The sequence below is a fragment of the Pseudaquabacterium terrae genome, assembly GCF_013266755.1.
In the GTDB taxonomy this organism is placed as follows: domain Bacteria; phylum Pseudomonadota; class Gammaproteobacteria; order Burkholderiales; family Burkholderiaceae_C; genus Pseudaquabacterium; species Pseudaquabacterium terrae.
This window is the reverse complement of sequence record NZ_JABRWJ010000005.1, coordinates 243,631-259,949: the sequence shown is the minus strand read 5'-3', so window position 1 is coordinate 259,949 and position 16,319 is coordinate 243,631. Positions and strand designations below refer to the sequence as shown.

The 16,319-nt window shown below is 68.2% G+C and carries 14 protein-coding genes; 9 read left to right on the top strand and 5 right to left on the bottom strand.

Features of this window, described 5'->3' with window-relative positions; all coding sequences use genetic code 11:
* Positions 1–11 precede the first annotated feature (11 nt).
* On the bottom strand, positions 12–455 hold the full coding sequence (msrB, locus tag HLB44_RS17185; RefSeq protein ID WP_173124718.1) for a peptide-methionine (R)-S-oxide reductase MsrB: 444 nt from the start codon (positions 453–455) through the stop codon (positions 12–14).
* A gap of 143 nt (positions 456–598) precedes the next feature.
* Here msrB and HLB44_RS17180 point away from each other — a divergent pair, with 143 nt between their 5' ends.
* From HLB44_RS17180 to HLB44_RS17145, 8 genes are all read left to right on the top strand, one after another.
* Positions 599–2,251, top strand: a complete 1,653-nt coding sequence (locus HLB44_RS17180; RefSeq protein WP_281375183.1) for a 3-(methylthio)propionyl-CoA ligase — start codon at positions 599–601, stop codon at positions 2,249–2,251.
* Positions 2,252–2,397: 146 nt separating this feature from the next.
* Positions 2,398–3,603 carry a branched-chain amino acid ABC transporter substrate-binding protein gene (locus tag HLB44_RS17175; RefSeq protein WP_246312317.1) on the top strand — a complete coding sequence of 402 codons (1,206 nt, stop codon included), beginning with the start codon at positions 2,398–2,400 and terminating at the stop codon, positions 3,601–3,603.
* 140 nt (positions 3,604–3,743) lie between these two features.
* Positions 3,744–4,700, top strand: a complete 957-nt coding sequence (locus tag HLB44_RS17170) for a branched-chain amino acid ABC transporter permease (RefSeq protein ID WP_217283727.1) — start codon at positions 3,744–3,746, stop codon at positions 4,698–4,700.
* A gap of 2 nt (positions 4,701–4,702) precedes the next feature.
* Complete coding sequence (locus HLB44_RS17165) at positions 4,703–6,007, top strand: branched-chain amino acid ABC transporter permease (protein ID WP_173124712.1); 1,305 nt, start codon at positions 4,703–4,705, stop codon at positions 6,005–6,007.
* On the top strand, positions 6,004–6,795 hold the full coding sequence (locus HLB44_RS17160) for an ATP-binding cassette domain-containing protein (protein ID WP_173124710.1): 792 nt from the start codon (positions 6,004–6,006) through the stop codon (positions 6,793–6,795). The genes HLB44_RS17165 and HLB44_RS17160 overlap by 4 nt, the downstream gene beginning before the upstream one ends.
* A gap of 18 nt (positions 6,796–6,813) precedes the next feature.
* A complete protein-coding gene (locus tag HLB44_RS17155; protein WP_173124708.1) occupies positions 6,814–7,509 on the top strand; it encodes an ABC transporter ATP-binding protein in 696 nt (231 codons plus the stop codon).
* A 20-nt stretch (positions 7,510–7,529) separates the two neighbouring features.
* On the top strand, positions 7,530–8,369 hold the full coding sequence (locus tag HLB44_RS17150) for an SDR family oxidoreductase (protein WP_173124706.1): 840 nt from the start codon (positions 7,530–7,532) through the stop codon (positions 8,367–8,369).
* Positions 8,366–9,190 (top strand): IclR family transcriptional regulator, encoded by an 825-nt coding sequence (locus HLB44_RS17145; RefSeq protein WP_173124704.1) that lies wholly within the window; start codon positions 8,366–8,368, stop codon positions 9,188–9,190. The genes HLB44_RS17150 and HLB44_RS17145 overlap by 4 nt, the downstream gene beginning before the upstream one ends.
* Here HLB44_RS17145 and HLB44_RS17140 read toward each other — a convergent pair.
* The 4 genes from HLB44_RS17140 to HLB44_RS17125 are packed head-to-tail and all read right to left on the bottom strand — an operon-like array spanning position 9,173 to position 14,681.
* The gene (locus HLB44_RS17140; RefSeq protein WP_173124702.1) at positions 9,173–10,876 is read right to left on the bottom strand and encodes a long-chain-fatty-acid--CoA ligase; all 1,704 of its coding nucleotides are present in this window, start codon (positions 10,874–10,876) and stop codon (positions 9,173–9,175) included. The genes HLB44_RS17145 and HLB44_RS17140 overlap by 18 nt on opposite strands.
* Positions 10,877–10,900: 24 nt before the next feature.
* Positions 10,901–12,106, bottom strand: coding sequence for an acyl-CoA dehydrogenase family protein (locus tag HLB44_RS17135; RefSeq protein ID WP_173124700.1), 1,206 nt, complete (start codon positions 12,104–12,106; stop codon positions 10,901–10,903).
* A 14-nt stretch (positions 12,107–12,120) separates the two neighbouring features.
* Positions 12,121–12,882 (bottom strand): enoyl-CoA hydratase-related protein, encoded by a 762-nt coding sequence (locus HLB44_RS17130; protein ID WP_173124698.1) that lies wholly within the window; start codon positions 12,880–12,882, stop codon positions 12,121–12,123.
* Between the two features lie 14 nt (positions 12,883–12,896).
* Positions 12,897–14,681, bottom strand: a complete 1,785-nt coding sequence (locus HLB44_RS17125) for an acyl-CoA dehydrogenase (RefSeq protein WP_173124696.1) — start codon at positions 14,679–14,681, stop codon at positions 12,897–12,899.
* Positions 14,682–14,828: 147 nt separating this feature from the next.
* Here HLB44_RS17125 and trkA point away from each other — a divergent pair, with 147 nt between their 5' ends.
* Complete coding sequence (gene trkA, locus HLB44_RS17120; protein ID WP_173124694.1) at positions 14,829–16,244, top strand: Trk system potassium transporter TrkA; 1,416 nt, start codon at positions 14,829–14,831, stop codon at positions 16,242–16,244.
* Positions 16,245–16,319: the final 75 nt, after the last annotated feature.

Here is a 16,319-nt window from a genome sequence, read left to right as displayed (position 1 = left end):
GGCTGGGGCGGTCAGGGTTTCGGAACGAAATCGATCGCCGCCGAATTGATGCAGTAGCGCTCGCCGCTCGGCTCGGGGCCGTCTTCGAAGACGTGGCCCAGGTGCGTGCCGCACTTCGCGCAGCGCACCTCGACGCGGGTCATGCCGAGGCTGGAGTCGACGATGCGCTCGATGCGCCCGGGCTCGATCTCCTTCCACCAGCTCGGCCAGCCGCAGCCGGCGTCGAACTTGTGCTCGCTCTCGAACAGCGCCTGGCCGCAGCCGATGCAGCGGTAGGCGCCGTTGTCCCAGTGGTCCCAGTACTTGCCGGTGAAGGCGCGTTCGGTCGCCGCATGGCGCGCGACCTGGTACTGCATCGGGTCGAGCTGCGCACGCCATTCGGCGTCGCTCTTGCGCACCGGGTAGCGCGGGTCGTCATGGTCGGGCACGGGTTCGGAGCGGTTGAAGAGCTTCATGGCGAGCAACGGGCCTCCAGGCAAGCGGCATGCCTCCAATGGTAGGGGCGGCCCGATTGTCGTCCGCATGACAAGGGGGGAGCATCGGCCGTGACAGCATCCGACCCCGTTGTGAGTTCAATCCAAAACCGATGGAGACCGCCATGCCAGCCTTGATGGGCCAGATGATGCAAATGCCGTTGTTGATCTCGTCGCTGGTGCGGCACGCGGCGCGCCATTCGGGCGATACGGAGATCGTCTCGAAGCGCGTCGAAGGCGACATGCATCGCACCACCTGGGCCGAGGTCGAGCTGCGTTCGCGCAAGCTGGCGCAGGCGCTGCAGCGGCTGGGGCACCGCAGCGGCGACCGCATCGCCACGATGGCGTGGAATGGCTACCGGCACCTCGAGATCTACTACGGCAGCTCCGGCTCGCAGCTGATCTGCCACACGATCAACCCGCGCCTGTTTCCCGAGCAGATCGCCTGGATCGCCAACGACGCAGCCGACGGCGCATTGTTCTTCGAGCTGAACTTCCTGCCGCTGATCGAGAAGCTGGCTGCGCAGCTGCCGACGGTGAAGCACTTCGTGCTGATGACAGCTCGCGCCCACATGCCGGCGCAGACGGCGATTCCGAACCTGCTGTGCTACGAGGAGCTGGTCGAGGCCGAGGACGGCGACTACCGCTGGCCGAGCTTCGACGAGAACACGGCGTCGAGCATCTGCTACACCTCGGGCACGACCGGCAACCCCAAGGGCGCCGTCTACAGCCACCGCTCGAGCGTGCTGCATGCCTACGCCGCGGCGCTGCCCGATGCGATGGACTGCTCGGCCGCCGACGTCGTGCTGCCGGTGGTGCCGATGTTCCACGTCAACGCCTGGGGCCTGCCGTATGCCGCCGCGCTGGTCGGCTGCAAGCTCGTGATGCCCGGGCCGCACCTCGACGGCAAGTCGCTGTACGAGCTGTTCGAGCAAGAGAAGGTCAGCTTCTCGGCCGGCGTGCCGACGGTGTGGCTGGGCTTGCTGACCTATGCCAAGACCAACGCGCTGAAGTTCTCGACCTTCAAGCGCACGGTGATCGGCGGCTCGGCCTGCCCACCGGCCATGATGAAGACGCTGCAGGATGACTTCGGCGTCGAGGTGATCCACGCCTGGGGCATGACCGAGCTGTCGCCGCTGGGCACGCTGTCGAAGCTGAAGTCCAAGCATGCATCGCTGCCGCGCGACGCCCAGCAGAAGCTGCTGGAGAAGCAGGGCCGCGCGATCTATGGCATCGACATGGCGATCATCGACGACGACGGCCGCGCACTGCCGTGGGACGGCGCGGCCTCGGGCAACCTGGTGGTGCGCGGGCCATGGGTCATTGCGAGTTATTTCGGCCAGTCCGGCCAATCGCCGCTGCTGACGGTGGATGGCGAGCCGGGCTGGTTCCCCACCGGCGACGTCGCGACGATCGATGCCGACGGCTTCATGCAGATCACCGATCGCTCCAAGGACGTCATCAAGTCCGGCGGCGAATGGATCAGCTCGATCGATCTCGAGAACATCGCGATGGCGCATCCCGCGGTGCACGAGGCCGCGGTGATTGCGGCGCGGCATCCGAAGTGGGACGAGCGGCCCTTGCTCGTCGTCGTCAAGAAGCCTGACGCGCAGGTGACACGCGACGAGCTGCTCGGCTTCTACGAAGGCCGCATTGCCAAGTGGCAGATTCCGGACGACGTGGCCTTCGTCGCCGAGCTGCCGCACACGGCGACCGGCAAGATCCAGAAATTGAAGTTGCGGGAGCAATTCAAGGAGCATCGACTGCCGGGTGTGTGAGCGAGCTGTCTCTGGGGCGACAGCTCGTGTGGGGTAGTCCCTGAAGCGCGAGGACCATGCCTTCCGGTACCTTCTCGCGCTGGTTGCAGTGCATCAATTTGTCGGAGACGGACATGCGGAATTCGAAGAGTTTGGCCAGTATTGCGATGGCGGCGATGCTCGTGGTGGGCGCTTCGGCGGCTCATGCGCAGAAGGACGAGACGGTGAAGATCGCCTGGATCGATCCGCTGTCGGGCCTGATGGCCCCGATCGGGCAGAACCAGCTGAAAAGCTTCCAGTACTCCGCCGAGCGCGCGAACAAGGGCAACCCGGCCGGCGTGAAATTCGAGATCGTGCCGTTCGACAACAAGTTGAGCCCCGCGGAAAGCCTCAACGTGCTGAAGGCGGCGATCGATCAGGGCGTGCGCTACATCCTGCAAGGCGCCGGTTCCGGCGCTGCGCTGGCGTTGTCCGATGCGGTGGCCAAGCACAACGAGCGCAATCCCGGCAAGGAAGTGGTCTACATCAACTACGCCGCGGTCGACCCCGATCTGACCAACAGCAAGTGCAGCTACTGGCACTTCCGCCTCGACGCCGACACGTCGATGAAGATGGAAGCGCTGACGACCTTCATGAAGGACCAGAAGGACATCCAGAAGGTCTACCTGCTGAACCAGAACTACGCCCACGGCCACCAGGTCGCGCGCTACGCGAAGGAGAACCTGCAGCGCAAGCGGCCGGACATCCAGATCGTCGGTGAAGACCTGCATCCGCTGGCGCAGGTGCGCGACTTCGCGCCCTACGTCGCGAAGATCCGCGCCTCCGGCGCCGACACGGTGGTCACGGGCAACTGGGGCTCGGACCTGTCGCTGCTGGTCAAGGCCGCCGATGCGGCCGGTTTGAACGTCAAGTTCTACACCTACTACGGCGCCGCACCGGGCACGCCGACGACCCTGGGTCCCGGCGCCGCCGGCAAGGTGTACCAGGTCGGCTACGCGACCGACAGCGCCACCGGCGACCAGCGCAAGATCATGGACGAGTTCCAGGCGCGCTTCAAGGAAGACTGGACGACCCGTGCCAGCGAGCATGCGATCGGCTTGCTGTCCAACGCAATGGCCAAGGCCAAGAGCACCGATCCGGTGAAGGTCGCCGCGGCGATGGAAGGCCTGAAGTTCAAGAGCTTCAACGGCGAAGTCGAGATGCGCAAGAGCGATCACCAGCTGCAGCAGCCGGTGTACATCGCGGTGTGGCAGAAGGCCGACGCCAAGAACAACTACAGCGCCGAGAACACCGGCCACAACTTCGCGCTGGTCAAGGCCTACGACCCCTACGTGGCCTCAACGCCCACGTCGTGCCAGATGAAGCGTCCTTGAGTTTCGCTTTCGTTTGAACGAGGCGGGCCCGGCGGAACACTCCGACGGGCCCTTTCTTCGATGACGACAGTGCGGAGAGGCCGGTGGACCAAGTCCTGATCAACACCTTGAACGGCGTCAGCTCCGGGCTGCTGCTGTTCATGCTCAGCTCCGGGCTGACGCTGATCTTCAGCATGATGGGCGTGCTGAATTTCGCGCACGCCAGCTTCTACATGATCGGCGCGTACTTCGCGTACACGCTGACCGGGCTGGTCGGCTTCTGGCCGGCGCTGCTGCTGGCGCCGCTCGCGGTGGGCCTCGCAGGTGCCGGCTTCGAGCGCACGGCGCTGCGCCGCGTGCACGCGTTCGGCCACGTGCCCGAGCTGCTGATCACCTTCGGACTGACCTATGTCGTGCTCGAGGTCGTGCAGCTGATCTGGGGCCGCACGCCGCTGCCCTTCGATCCGCCGGCGTTGCTCGCCGGCGCGGCGTTCACCGTCGTGCAAGGCGCCGACGGGCTGTCGATCGTGCTGGGCACTGCGCCCGAAGCGCTGTGCAAGGTCGCCCAGTGCTCGCGCTTCCCGATGACCCGCGCCTTCATGATGCTGGTCGCGCTGCTGATGCTGCTGGCGCTGTGGCTGCTGCTGACGCGCACGCGCATCGGACTCGTGATCCAGGCGGCGCTGACACATCCGGAAGCGGTGGAATCGCTCGGCCACAACGTGCCGCGTGTCTTCATGCTGGTCTTCGGCAGCGGCTGTGCGCTGGCCGGGCTGGCCGGCGTGATCGGCGGCATCACCTTCGTCACCGAGCCGGCGATGGCCGGTGTCGTCGGCTCGATCATCTTCGTCGTGGTGGTCGTCGGCGGCATGGGCTCGCTGGTCGGCGCCTTCGTCGCGTCGATCCTGATCGGCCTGATCCAGACGCTGCCGCTGACCGTCGACAAGTCGTTTGCCGATGCGATCAACGCGATGGGTGGCCAGATCGGCCCGTCGACCCCGGGCTGGCCGCTGCTGCGCATCACGCTGTCGCAGGCGGCGCCGATCCTGCCGTACCTGCTGCTGGTGCTGATGCTGATCTTCCGGCCGAAGGGCCTGCTCGGCACGCGCGAAGGTTGACCATGCACGTTCACGAGACTCGTCCGCACGTCCACTTTCGCCCCATCAACGTCGGCCGCTGGCTGATCTGGGGCGGCTTCGCGCTGATCCTCGCCGTGGCGCCGCTGCTGTGGACCAGCAGCTTCGCGCAGACGATGCTGTCGCAGATGGGCATCGCGATCATCGTCTGCCTGGCGTACAACGTGCTGCTCGGCCAGGGCGGCATGCTGAGCTTCGGCCATGCGGTGTACAGCGGCCTGGGCTCCTTCCTCGCCATTCACACGCTGAACCTGGTGACCGCGGGCACGCTGAACCTGCCGGTCAGCCTGGTGCCGATGGTCGGCGGGCTGGCGGGGCTGTTCTTCGCCGCGGTGCTCGGCTACGTGACGACCAAGAAGTCCGGCACCACTTTCGCGATGATCACGCTCGGCATCGGCGAGCTGGTGTGGTCGATGTCGCTGATGATTCCGGAGTTCTTCGGCGGCGAAGGCGGCATCTCGGGCAACCGTGTGATCGGCAAGCCGGTGCTGGGCATCACGTTCGGCCCGCAAATCCAGCTGTACTACCTGATCGCGATCTACTGCTTCATCTCCACCGCCTTGATGTACGCGCTGACGCGCACGCCGCTCGGCCGCATGCTGAATGCCGTGCGCGACAACCCCGAACGCGTCGAGTTCATCGGCTACAGCACGCAGACCGTGCGCTACCTCGCGTTCATGGTCGCCGGCTTCTTTTCCGGCATCTCGGGCGGGCTGGCGGCGCTGAACTTCGAGATCGTCACCGCCGAGGTCGTCGGCGCGGCGCGTTCGGGCGCCTACCTGCTGTTCGTCTTCCTCGGCGGCGCCACCTTCTTCTTCGGCCCGATCATCGGTGCGGTGCTGATGGTCATTGCGCTGGTGCTGCTGTCGGAGCTGACGCAGGCGTGGCTGCTGTACCTGGGCATCGTGTTCCTGTTCATGGTGATGTATGCGCCCGGCGGCATCGCCAGCCTGATCATGATGAACCTGCGGCTGGCGATGTTCGGCAAGCTCAGGCGGGTCTGGACCTCGTACCTGGCGCTCGGTGGCGCGGCGCTGATCGCCTTGATCGGCGCCGCGGCAATGATCGAGATGATGTACCACCTGCAGCTGAACGCGGCGCTCGGCCCGAAGATGAACTTCCTCGGCGCGACGCTGAACGCTGGCAGCCTCGACAGCTGGTTCGGCGCGGTCTTCGTGATGCTGACCGGCATGCTGATGTTCGAGCTCACGCGCCGCAGCTTCAGCCGCGAGTGGGGCGTGATCCAGGAAGAGATCGAGAAGGAAATCAAGCGGAGGGAGGCCCTGTGAGCGCGTTTGCAGTCGAGCTGCGCGACCTGCGCAAGAGCTTCGGCAAGACCGAGATCATTCGCGGCGCCAACCTGGCGGTGAAGGCGGGCGAGCGGGTCGCGATCATCGGGCCGAACGGCGCCGGCAAGTCGACGCTGTTCAATCTCATCAGCGGCCGCTTCGGGCCCTCGAGCGGCGAGATCCTGCTCGATGGCCAGCGCATCGACGGCATGACGCCGTTCCAGATCAACCGCCGCGGCCTGTCGCGCAGTTTCCAGGTCAGCAACCTGTTCACGCGGCTGTCGGTGTTCGAGAACCTGCGCTGCGCGGTATTGTGGTCGCAGGGCTACCGCTACGCCTTCTGGAAGTTCCTGGCCGACGCGCACGACGCGAATGACCGCGCCGAGGAAGTGCTGGCGATGATCAAGCTCGAGCGCCGGCGCGACCACCTGGCGATGAACCTGACCTATGCCGAGCAGCGTGCGCTGGAGATCGGCATCACGATCGCCGGCGGCTCCAGCGTGATCCTGCTCGACGAGCCGACCGCCGGCATGAGCAAGAGCGAGACCAAGCGCTTCATCCAGCTGATCCGCGAGGTCACCGCCGGCAAGACGCTCTTGACCGTCGAGCACGACATGGGCGTGGTCTTCGGCCTGGCCGACAAGATCGCGGTGCTGGTCTACGGCGAGGTGATCGCCTTCGACGTGCCCGATGCGGTGCGCGCCAATCCGCGCGTGCAGGAGGCCTACCTCGGCTCGGTGCTGGCCGATGCGCAGGCGGCCGAAGCCGCCGCGCCGGCCGGGCACTGAACCCGGAGAACTCGAGCGATGCTGAAACTGCACGACCTGCACGCCTTCTACGGCAAGAGCCATGTGCTGCACGGGGTCAACTTCGAGGTCCCGCCGGGCGAGATCGTCGCGCTGCTCGGGCGCAACGGCTCGGGTCGCTCGACCACCGTCAAGAGCATCATGGGCCTGGTCGAGGGCCAGGGCTCGATCACCTGGCGCGACCAGCAGATCCTCGGCCAGCAGGCCTACGAGATCGCGCACCTCGGCATCGGCTACGTGCCGGAGAACCGCGACATCTTTCCGAAGCTCACCGTGCACCAGAACCTGATGCTCGGCCAGAAACGCGGCGCCAAGCAGCCGCGCTGGGGCTTCGACGACATGTACGGGATGTTCCCGCGGCTGAAGGAACGCCAGCACACGGAGGCCGGCGTGCTGTCCGGCGGCGAGCAGCAGATGCTGACGCTGTGCCGCACGCTGATGGGCGACCCCGACCTGATCATGATCGACGAGCCGACCGAAGGCCTGGCGCCGAAGATCGTCGAGCTGGTCGCCGAATACCTGCGCGAGCTCAAGCGCCGCGGCATCTCGGTGCTGCTGGTCGAGCAGAAGCTGACGATCGCTTTGGAAGTCAGCGAGCGCTGCCTGGTGATGGGTCACGGGCAGATCGTCTTCGAGGGCACGCCGACCGAGCTGAAGGCCAACGCCTACGTGCGCAAGGAGTGGCTCGAGGTCTGAGAGGCGTCAGGAGTACCCCGATGGTGATCGATCAGTTCTTCCCGCCCACGCTGTTCCAGGGCAAGACGGTGTTCATCACCGGCGGCGGCAGCGGCATCAACCTGGGGGTGGCGCGCCACTTCGCCGCGCTCGGCGCACAGCTGGCGATCTGCGGCCGCACGCAGGACAAGCTGGACACCGCGGCGCGTGAATTGCGCGAGCTCAACGCCCACACCGGCGGCCGCGTGCTGCCGGTGGTGGCCGACGTGCGCGATGCCGCAGCGCTCGACGCGGCGTTCGAGCGCACGAAGGCCGAGCTCGGCCCGATCGACGTGCTGGTCTGCGGCGCCGCCGGCAACTTCCTGTGCCCGGCCGAGGCGCTGAGCCCGAACGGCTTCCGCACGGTGATCGACATCGACCTGCAGGGCGCCTTCCAGTCGTCGCGCGGCGCCTTCGAGCAGCTGAAAGCCACCCGCGGCTGCCTGCTCTTCATCTCCGCCGGCCAGGCCTTCGTGCCGCAGGCCTACCAGTTGCACGTGGCCGCCGCGAAGGCCGGCATCGACATCATGATGAAGAACCTGGCGGTCGAATGGGGCCGCCACGGCATCCGCGCCAACAGCATCGTGCCGGGGCCGATCGAGGGCACCGAGGGGCTGAAGCGGCTGTCGAACCCGGCCTTCGACGAGGTCAACAAGAAGTCGATCCCGCTGCGCGCCTACGGCACGCCGGACGACATCGGCCAGGCCGCCGTGTTCCTGGCCTCGCCGCTGGCACGCATGATCACCGGCCAGGTGATCGGCGTCGATGGCGGCTCGAACCTGGTCGGCTCGGCGCTGTGGAACGAGCAGGTCGAATCGCTGCCGCTGCGCGCGAAGGCATGACGAAGAAGAAGCCCGAGCTGCCCGAGGTTCCGCCCGAGACCGAAGCACAGCGCAACGATCCCGATTTCGTCACCGCCGTCGCGCGCGGCTTCGCGATCCTGCGCTGCTTCAAGCGCGGTGAACGCGCGCTCGGCAACAAGGACCTCGCCACGCGCACCGGCATGCCGCGCTCGACGATCGCGCGGCTGACGCACACGTTGACGGAGCTCGGCTACCTCGACTTCCAGCCGTCGATCGAGAAGTACTCGCTCGGCCTGGCGGTGGTGCAGTTCAGCGTCAACTACCTCGCCGGGCTCGACGTGCGCGAGATCGCGCGCCCGCTGATGCAGCAGTTGGCCACCGACATGCGCGCCACGGTCACACTGGCTGCGCCGCAGGCCGAGCACATGGTGTTCCTCGAAGTCGTGCACGGCAACCCGACCTTCGCGCTGCGCGTCGGCGTCGGCGAACGCGTGCCGCGCGGCACCACCGCGGTCGGGCGCGCCTGCCTGGCGGCCTTCGATGCGGCCGAGCGCGAGCGGCTGATGGCAGCGGCGCAGAAGGCGGTCAGGAAGGACGACTGGCCGCTGGTCAAGCGCGACTACGAAGCGGCGTTCCGCGACTACGCGCGCCACGGCCTGTGCCTGTCGCTCGGCGACTGGAACAAGGACGTGCACGCGGTGAGCGTGCCGATGCTGTCCGGCGACGGCCGCCGCGTGATGGCCTTCAGCTGCAGCGTGCCGGCGCGCCAGCTCGCCAAGGACCAGTTGATCAGCGAGGTCGGGCCGCGCCTGATGCAGCTGCGCGACCGCGTCAACCAGGCGTTAGGCGGACAGTTCTGACCCACTCGTCGCCGCTTCGCGGCTGCGCCTGCGCTGCTCCTCCTCGACCAGCATCTTCTTCGACAGCTTGCCGACGGGCGTCTTCGGCAGCTCGGCGCGCAGCTCCAGCTGCTGCACCATCTCGTGCCGACCGAGCTTGTCGGCGAGAAACTGCTTCAGCTCGTCGAGCGCGAACGCCGCCGCACCGTGGCGCAGCTTGACGAAGGCCTTCGGCGACTGGCCGCGGTAGGCATCGGGCACGCCGATCACGCAGACCTCGGCGACGGCCGGGTGCTCGTAGATCGCTTCCTCGATATTGCGCGGGTAGACGTTGAAGCCGCTGCACAGGATCATGTCCTTGCAGCGGTCGACGATGAAGACGAAGCCGTCCTCGTCCATGCGGCCGACATCGCCGGTGCGCAGGTAGCCGTCGGCGGTGAAGGCCGCGGCGCTGGCCTCGGGCCGCTTCCAGTACCCCTGCATCACGTTCGGGCCTTGGATGCAGATCTCGCCGCGCTCGCCCAGCGGCAGCTCGCGCGCCGGGTCATCGATGTCGACGATCTTGATGCGCACACCCGGCACCGGCAGCCCGCAGGAGCCCGGCTTGCGGCGGCCGAAGGCGGGCGTGAAGGTGCCCGTCGGCGCGGTCTCGGTCATGCCCCAGCCTTCGCCGAGGCTGCAGCCGGTCAGGCGCTGGAACTGCTGAGCCACCTCCAGCGGCAGCGGCGCACCGCCCGAGCCGCAATGGCGCAGCGCGCGCAGATCGAAGCGGGCGATGTCCGGATGGTCGACGATCGCCGCGAACATCGTCGGCACGCCGGGGAACACGGTGATAAGCCGCTCCGACAAGACCTCCAGCGCGGTATCGACCTCGAAGCGCAGCTGCAGCACCAGCTCGGCGCCGATCATCAGGCCGAACAGCATGTCGGCCACCAGCGCATAGATGTGGAACAGCGGCAGCACCACGAGCACGCGCTCGCTGCCCAGGTCCAGCATCTTCGGCCGGCCGTTGACGATGGCCCACATCTGGCCGCACGCGGCGCTGAGGTTGGCATGCGTGAGCATCGCGGCCTTCGGCTCGCCGGTGGTGCCGCCGGTGTACTGCAGCACGGCGATCGCCGCGTCGGGCCGCAGCGGGTAGCGCTCGTAGTCGCCGCTGTTGGCCAGCAGGTCCTCGAAGTGCAGGTGCCGGCCATCGCCGGGGAGGGCGGCAGGCCGCGCCGGCGACGTGTCACCGCTGAACTCGGCGAGGCCGCCCACCACCGCGCAACGCAGCGGCGTGTGGGTGAGCAGCCGCTCGACGACGTCCCGCAGCGCCGGCATGTCGAGCGTCACCATGATCTCGGTGCGGCTGTCCTCGACCTTGTGCTCGATCACCCGCTCGACATCCAGCGGCGAGTAGTTGACGACGGTGCCGCCGGCCTTCAGCACGCCGAAGAAGGCGATCAGGTAGTGCGGCGTGTTCGGCAGGTAGAGCCCGACATGCACGCCCGGGCCGACACCCAGGCGCCGGAAGCCGACGGCCGCGCGGTCGCACAGCGCCTTCAGCTCGCGGTAGGTGAAGCTGCGGCCCTGGAAGTGCAGCGCCGGCAGCCCCGGCCAGCGCGCGGCCGCGCCGTCCAGGATCTGCGGCACGCTGCCGAGCTCGAGCGCGGCGTCCCAGCGCACGCCCTCCGGGTACGACTTGATCCACGGATGCTCTGCCATCGTCGTCTCCTGGTTCAGTCGTTCTCAGCGATACCGCGCGAGCTCGAGCTTGGCGATCTGGTTGCGGTGCACCTCGTCCGGCCCATCCGCGAAGCGCAGCGTGCGCACCTGCGCGTAGTCGTAGGCCAGCGGAAAGTCGCTCGACAGACCGCCCGCGCCGTGCAGCTGCATCGCCCAGTCGATCACCTGGCAGGCCATCGCCGGGGCGGCGACCTTGATCATGCCGATCTCCTTCAGCGCCGCCTTGTTGCCGACGCGGTCCATCATGTCGGCCGCCTTCAGCACCAGCAGCCGCGCCTGGTCGATCAGGATGCGCGATTGCGCGATGCGCTCCAGCGTCACGCCCTGCTCGGCCAGGCGCTTGCCGAAGGCCTCGCGCTGCACGCTGCGCTTGCACATGAATTCGAGCGCGCGCTCGGCCATGCCGATCGCCCGCATGCAGTGGTGGATGCGGCCGGGCCCGAGGCGGCCCTGCGCGATCTCGAAACCGCGGCCTTCGCCGAGCAGCAGGTTCGAGGCCGGCACGCGTACTTTGTCGAATATCAGCTCGGCATGGCCGTGCGGCGCGTCGTCGTAGCCGAACACCGTCAGCGGCCGCACGACGGTGACGCCCGGCGTGTCGCGCGGCACGATGATCATCGACTGCTGGCGGTGCCGGTCGGGGTGGTTCGGATCGGTTTTGCCCATCACGATGAACAGCGCGCAGCGCGGATCGACGGCGCCCGAGGACCACCACTTGCGGCCGTCGATCACGTACTCGTCGCCGTCGCGGGTGATCGAGCATTCGATGTTGGTGGCGTCGCTCGAGGCCACGTCCGGCTCGGTCATCGCGAAGCAGCTGCGGATCTCGCCGGCCAGCAGCGGCTCGAGCCAGCGCTGCTTGTGCTCTGCGCTGCCGTAGCGTTCCAGCAGCTCCATGTTGCCGGTGTCGGGTGCCGCGCAGTTGAAGACCTCGGCCGACCACAGCACGCGGCCCATCACTTCGCACAGCGGCGCGTATTCCAGATTCGTCAGGCCGGCGCCGCGCGCCGATTCGGGCAGGAACAGGTTCCACAGACCCTGCGCCTTCGCCACGGCCTTCAGCTCCTGCACCACCGGCAGCACCTTCCAGCGCTCACCCTGCGCGACCTCGCGCGCATGCCGCTGCTCGTTGGGGTAGATGTGCTCATCCATGAACGCGCTGACGCGCGCCACCAGTGCCTTTGTCTTGTCCGAGTATTCGAAGTTCATTGGGGGGGCTCCAATCAGAAGGCGAAGCGCGGTGCGCGCTTGTGTACGAAGGCGCTCAGCGCTTCCTGCGCGGCGGGCCGGCCGAGCAGCGCATGGAACTCGTGCGCTTCGTCGACCAGCGCCTGCTCCAGCGCCGGCAGCAGGCGGCGGCGCAGCAGGCTCTTGCAGGCGCGCACGGCCTCCGGCGGCCGGGCGACGAGCTGCGCCGCGGCGGCCAGTGCATGGGCTTGCAGCTCGGGCGCCGGCACGACCCGGTTGACCAGGCCCCAGTCGCAGGCGCGCGCCGCGCTGATCGGCTCGCCCGACAGCAGCAGCTCGGCAGCGCGCCGCCAGCCGACGATCAGCGGCAAGGCCAGGCTCGACGCCGCTTCGGCGCACAGGCCGAGCTTGGTGAAGGGCAGCGAGAAGCGCGCGTTGTCGGCGGCGATCACCAGGTCGCAGTGCAGCAGCAGCGTGGTGCCGATGCCCACCGCGTCGCCGGCCACCGCGGCGATCAGCGGCTTCTCGGCCTGCATCAGCGCGCGCAGGAACTGGAACACCGGCGCGTCCAGGCTCTGCACCGGCTGGTGCAGGAAGTCGCCGCCATCGTTGCCGCTGGTGAAGACCTCGGGCAGCCCGCGCAGCAGGATCACGCGCACCGCGGGGTCGGCCTCGGCCGCGCGCAGCGCGTCGGCCAGCGCGGCGTACATCTCCACCGTCAACGCGTTCTTCTTCTGCGGCCGGTTGAGCTGGATGTGCTGCACGCCATCGTGCAGCTCGGTGTGGATGTGGGACATCGTTGGCCTCCGGTTCACAGGCAGGTGTCGTCGAGCTCGACCAGGCCGGCGTCGAGGCTGCGCAGCAGCGTGTGCTGCGGCGCGGTGCGCGGCAGCTCATGGCTGAAGAAGTGGCGCGCGGCGGCGAGCTTGCCGCGGTAGAAGCGGGCTTCTGCGTCGTCGGGGTGATTGCGGTGCGGCTGCGCAATCACCGCCTGGCGCAGCCACAGCCAGGCCACCAGCGTGTGGCCGAAGGCCTCGAGGTAGACGCTGGCGTTGGCCAGCGCGAGTTGCGGCTGCGCCGGCAGCGCGGCGAGCAGCGTGGCGGTGGTGTGCGCCAGCTCGTGCCAGGCGCGTTCGAGCTGGGTCGCGTGTGCCGCCAGCGTCTCGTCATCCAGCGCGCGCGTTTCGGCCACCGTGCGTAGCATCGCCGTGCCCAGCAGCGCCAGCGCCGCGCCACCTTCGGCCCCGACCTTGCGGCCGAGCAGGTCGAGCGCCTGGATGCCGTCGGTGCCTTCGTGGATCGAGTTCAGCCGGTTGTCGCGCAGCAGCTGCTCGACCGGGTACTCACGCGTATAGCCGTAGCCGCCGTGCACCTGGATGGCCAGCGAGTTGGCCAGCACGCCCTGCGTCGAACACCAGGCCTTGATCACCGGCGTCAGCAGGTCGAGCTGCAGGCGCGCCTGATGGCGTTCCGTCGCGTCCGGATCGAGCTCGGCGCGGTCGGCCAGCAGCGAGGCGTGCAGGCACAGCGCGAGGCCACCTTCGGCCACCACCTTCTGCGCCAGCAGCATGCGCCGCACGTCGGCGTGGCGCACGATCGGCACCGGCGGCGAGCGCGGGTCGGGCGTGGCGCGGCCCTGCATGCGTTCGCGCGCATAGGCCAGCGCGTGCAGGTAGCCGGCATAGGCCAGCATCGTCGCCGAGATGCCGACGTTGATGCGCGCCTCGTTCATCATCTGGAACATGCAGGCCAGGCCCTGGTGCGGCGGGCCGAGCAACTCGCCGATGCAGTCGCCGCGCTCGCCGAAGTTGAGCATCGTCGAGGTCGTGCCGCGGCTGCCCATCTTGTGGATCAGCCCGGCCAGCGCGACATCGTTCGGCGTGCCGTCGTCGCGCCGCTTCGGCACGATGAAGAGCGAGAGGCCCTTGACGCCGGGTGGCGCATCGGGCAGCCGTGCCAGCACCAGGTGCACGATGTTGTCGCTGAGCTCGTGGTCGCCGGCGGTGATGAAGATCTTCTGCGCGCGGATGATGTAGCGGCCGTCGGCGCGCGGTGTTGCGCTGGCGCGGATCTCGGCCAGCGACGAGCCGGCCTGCGGCTCGGTCAGCACCATCGTGCCGAAGTGCCGGCCGTCGAGCAGCGGCGGCAGCCAGCGCGCGCGCTGCGCGGCGCTGCCGAAGGCGTGGACCATGTTGGCCACGCCTATCGTCAGCGTCGCATAGGTGTCGGTGGCGACGTTGGCGCTCTTGAACAGCGCCCAGCAGGCGTTGGCCACGGTGCGCGGCAGCTGCATGCCGCCGTCCTCGTGGTCGTGGGTGGCGGCCAGGAAGCCGGCGTCGACGAAGGCCCGCAGCGCCGGCGCCACCTCGGGCGGCAGCACCACGCGGCCGGCCTCGATGCGCGGTTCGTCGCTGTCGGAACGCTGCCGATGCGGCGCGTAGCGCTCGGTGGCGATGCGCAGCGCGCTGTCGATCGCCGCGTCGAAGGTCTCGCGGCTGTGCTCGGCAAAGCGCGGCAGCTGCGTCAGGGTCTCCACCGCGAGCAGCTCGTGCAGCAGGAACTGGAGGTCGCGGCGATCGATCAGCTGGCTGCGCATGTTCGGGCTTAGTTCCGTGTATCGGAATCAATTTCCGTTGATGGCGCTAGCGTAGGGCATTCGTTGCCGACCGGGCGACGCGCAGGTGACACGGCAGCGCCGGCAATCCCGATGGCGCGTTCATGCCATCTCCTTATGATCCCGGCCATGAACATCATCATTCTTGGCGCCGGCCGTGTCGGCGAGAGCGTGGCCGAGAGCCTCGCCTCCGAGAAGAACGACATCACCGTCATCGACACCGATCCGCAGCGCCTGCGTGATCTGCAGGACCGGCTGGACCTGCGCGGTGTGCCGGGTAACGGCATCCAGCCCTCGGTGCTGGCCAGCGCCGGCGCGCGCGATGCCGACATGCTGATCGCCTGCGCGCCGCAGGACGAAACCAACCTGGTGGCCTGCAAGGTCGCGCAGCGCATCTTCGGCATTCCGATGCGCATCGCGCGGCTGCGTTCGCAGGAGTTCATCGACGCCGCCGACCTGCTCGGCGACGACAACTTCGCCGTCGACGAGGTGATCTGCCCCGAGGCCTCGGTGACCAACACGATCCGCAAGCTGATCGACTACCCCGAGGCGCTGCAGGTGCTGGAGTTCGCCGATGGCGCGGTCAGCCTGATCGCCGTGCGCGCGGTGACCGGCGGCCCGCTGGTGCGGCACGTGATCTCCGAGCTGCCGCAGCTGGTGCCGGACCTGGAGATGCGCTTCGTCGCCATCTACCGCCGCACCGAGCAGGGCCAGGACCGGCGCGTGATCTGCGACGGCGGCACGCGCATCGAGCCGGGCGACGAGGTCTTCGTGCTCGCCGCCACAGCCAACATTCGACGGGTGCTGGACGCGCTGCGCCAGCGCGACCGGCCGGTGAAACGCGTCTTCATCGCCGGCGGCGGCCGCATCGGCCTGCGCCTGGCGCGCGCGATCGAGGCCGAGATCCGCCTGAAGATCATCGAGCCCAACCTGCAGCGCTGCGAGTACCTGACGACCCAGCTCGAGAGCGATGCGCTGGTGCTCAACGGCGACTCCACCGACGAGGAGCTGCTGGAGCGCGAGAACATCGACGAGTGCGACCTCTTCATCGCCGTGACCAGCGACGACGAGGACAACATCATGAGCTGCCTGCTCGCCAAGCGCATGGGTGCGCGGCGCGTGCTGGCGCTGATCAACCGGCGCGCCTATGCCGACCTGGTGCAGGGCACGCAGATCGACATCGCGCTGTCGCCGGCGCAGACGGTGATCGGCGAGCTTCTGGCGCACGTGCGTCGCGGCGACGTCGAGGCGGTGTACAGCCTGCGCCGCGGTGCCGCCGAGGCGCTGCAGGCGGTGGCGCGCGGCGACCGCAAGACCTCGCGCGTGGTCGGCCGGCGCATCGAGGAGATCCCGCTGCCCAAGGGCGCCGAGATCGGCGCCATCGTGCGCAAGGTGTCCGAGCGCGAGGGCGAGCGCCGCGTGATCATTCCGCACCACGACACGCTGATCGAGCGCGACGACCAGATCATCGCCTTCGTGCCGAGCAAGCGCATGGTGCGCGAGGTCGAGAAGCTGTTCCAGGTCAGCGCCACCTTCCTGTTCTAGATGAGGCCCCCAAGCTCGCTGCGCTCGCTGCCCCCCGAGGGGGCGCGTCAGTGGCTTCGGGCGGCCGGGCGCCAC

Excerpts from the sequence above, each read along its gene's own strand:
- HLB44_RS17145 (WP_173124704.1), top strand. The coding sequence starts at position 8,366 with ATGACGAAGAAGAAGCCCGAGCTGCCCGAGGTTCCGCCCGAGACCGAA.
- trkA (WP_173124694.1), top strand. The coding sequence starts at position 14,829 with ATGAACATCATCATTCTTGGCGCCGGCCGTGTCGGCGAGAGCGTGGCC.
- HLB44_RS17170 (WP_217283727.1), top strand. The coding sequence starts at position 3,744 with ATGCTCAGCTCCGGGCTGACGCTGATCTTCAGCATGATGGGCGTGCTG.
- HLB44_RS17180 (WP_281375183.1), top strand. The coding sequence starts at position 599 with ATGCCAGCCTTGATGGGCCAGATGATGCAAATGCCGTTGTTGATCTCG.
- HLB44_RS17125 (WP_173124696.1), bottom strand. The coding sequence starts at position 14,681 with ATGCGCAGCCAGCTGATCGATCGCCGCGACCTCCAGTTCCTGCTGCAC.
- msrB (WP_173124718.1), bottom strand. The coding sequence starts at position 455 with ATGAAGCTCTTCAACCGCTCCGAACCCGTGCCCGACCATGACGACCCG.
- HLB44_RS17150 (WP_173124706.1), top strand. The coding sequence starts at position 7,530 with ATGGTGATCGATCAGTTCTTCCCGCCCACGCTGTTCCAGGGCAAGACG.
- HLB44_RS17130 (WP_173124698.1), bottom strand. The coding sequence starts at position 12,882 with ATGTCCCACATCCACACCGAGCTGCACGATGGCGTGCAGCACATCCAG.
- HLB44_RS17155 (WP_173124708.1), top strand. The coding sequence starts at position 6,814 with ATGCTGAAACTGCACGACCTGCACGCCTTCTACGGCAAGAGCCATGTG.
- HLB44_RS17140 (WP_173124702.1), bottom strand. The coding sequence starts at position 10,876 with ATGGCAGAGCATCCGTGGATCAAGTCGTACCCGGAGGGCGTGCGCTGG.
- HLB44_RS17175 (WP_246312317.1), top strand. The coding sequence starts at position 2,398 with ATGGCGGCGATGCTCGTGGTGGGCGCTTCGGCGGCTCATGCGCAGAAG.
- HLB44_RS17135 (WP_173124700.1), bottom strand. The coding sequence starts at position 12,106 with ATGAACTTCGAATACTCGGACAAGACAAAGGCACTGGTGGCGCGCGTC.
- HLB44_RS17165 (WP_173124712.1), top strand. The coding sequence starts at position 4,703 with ATGCACGTTCACGAGACTCGTCCGCACGTCCACTTTCGCCCCATCAAC.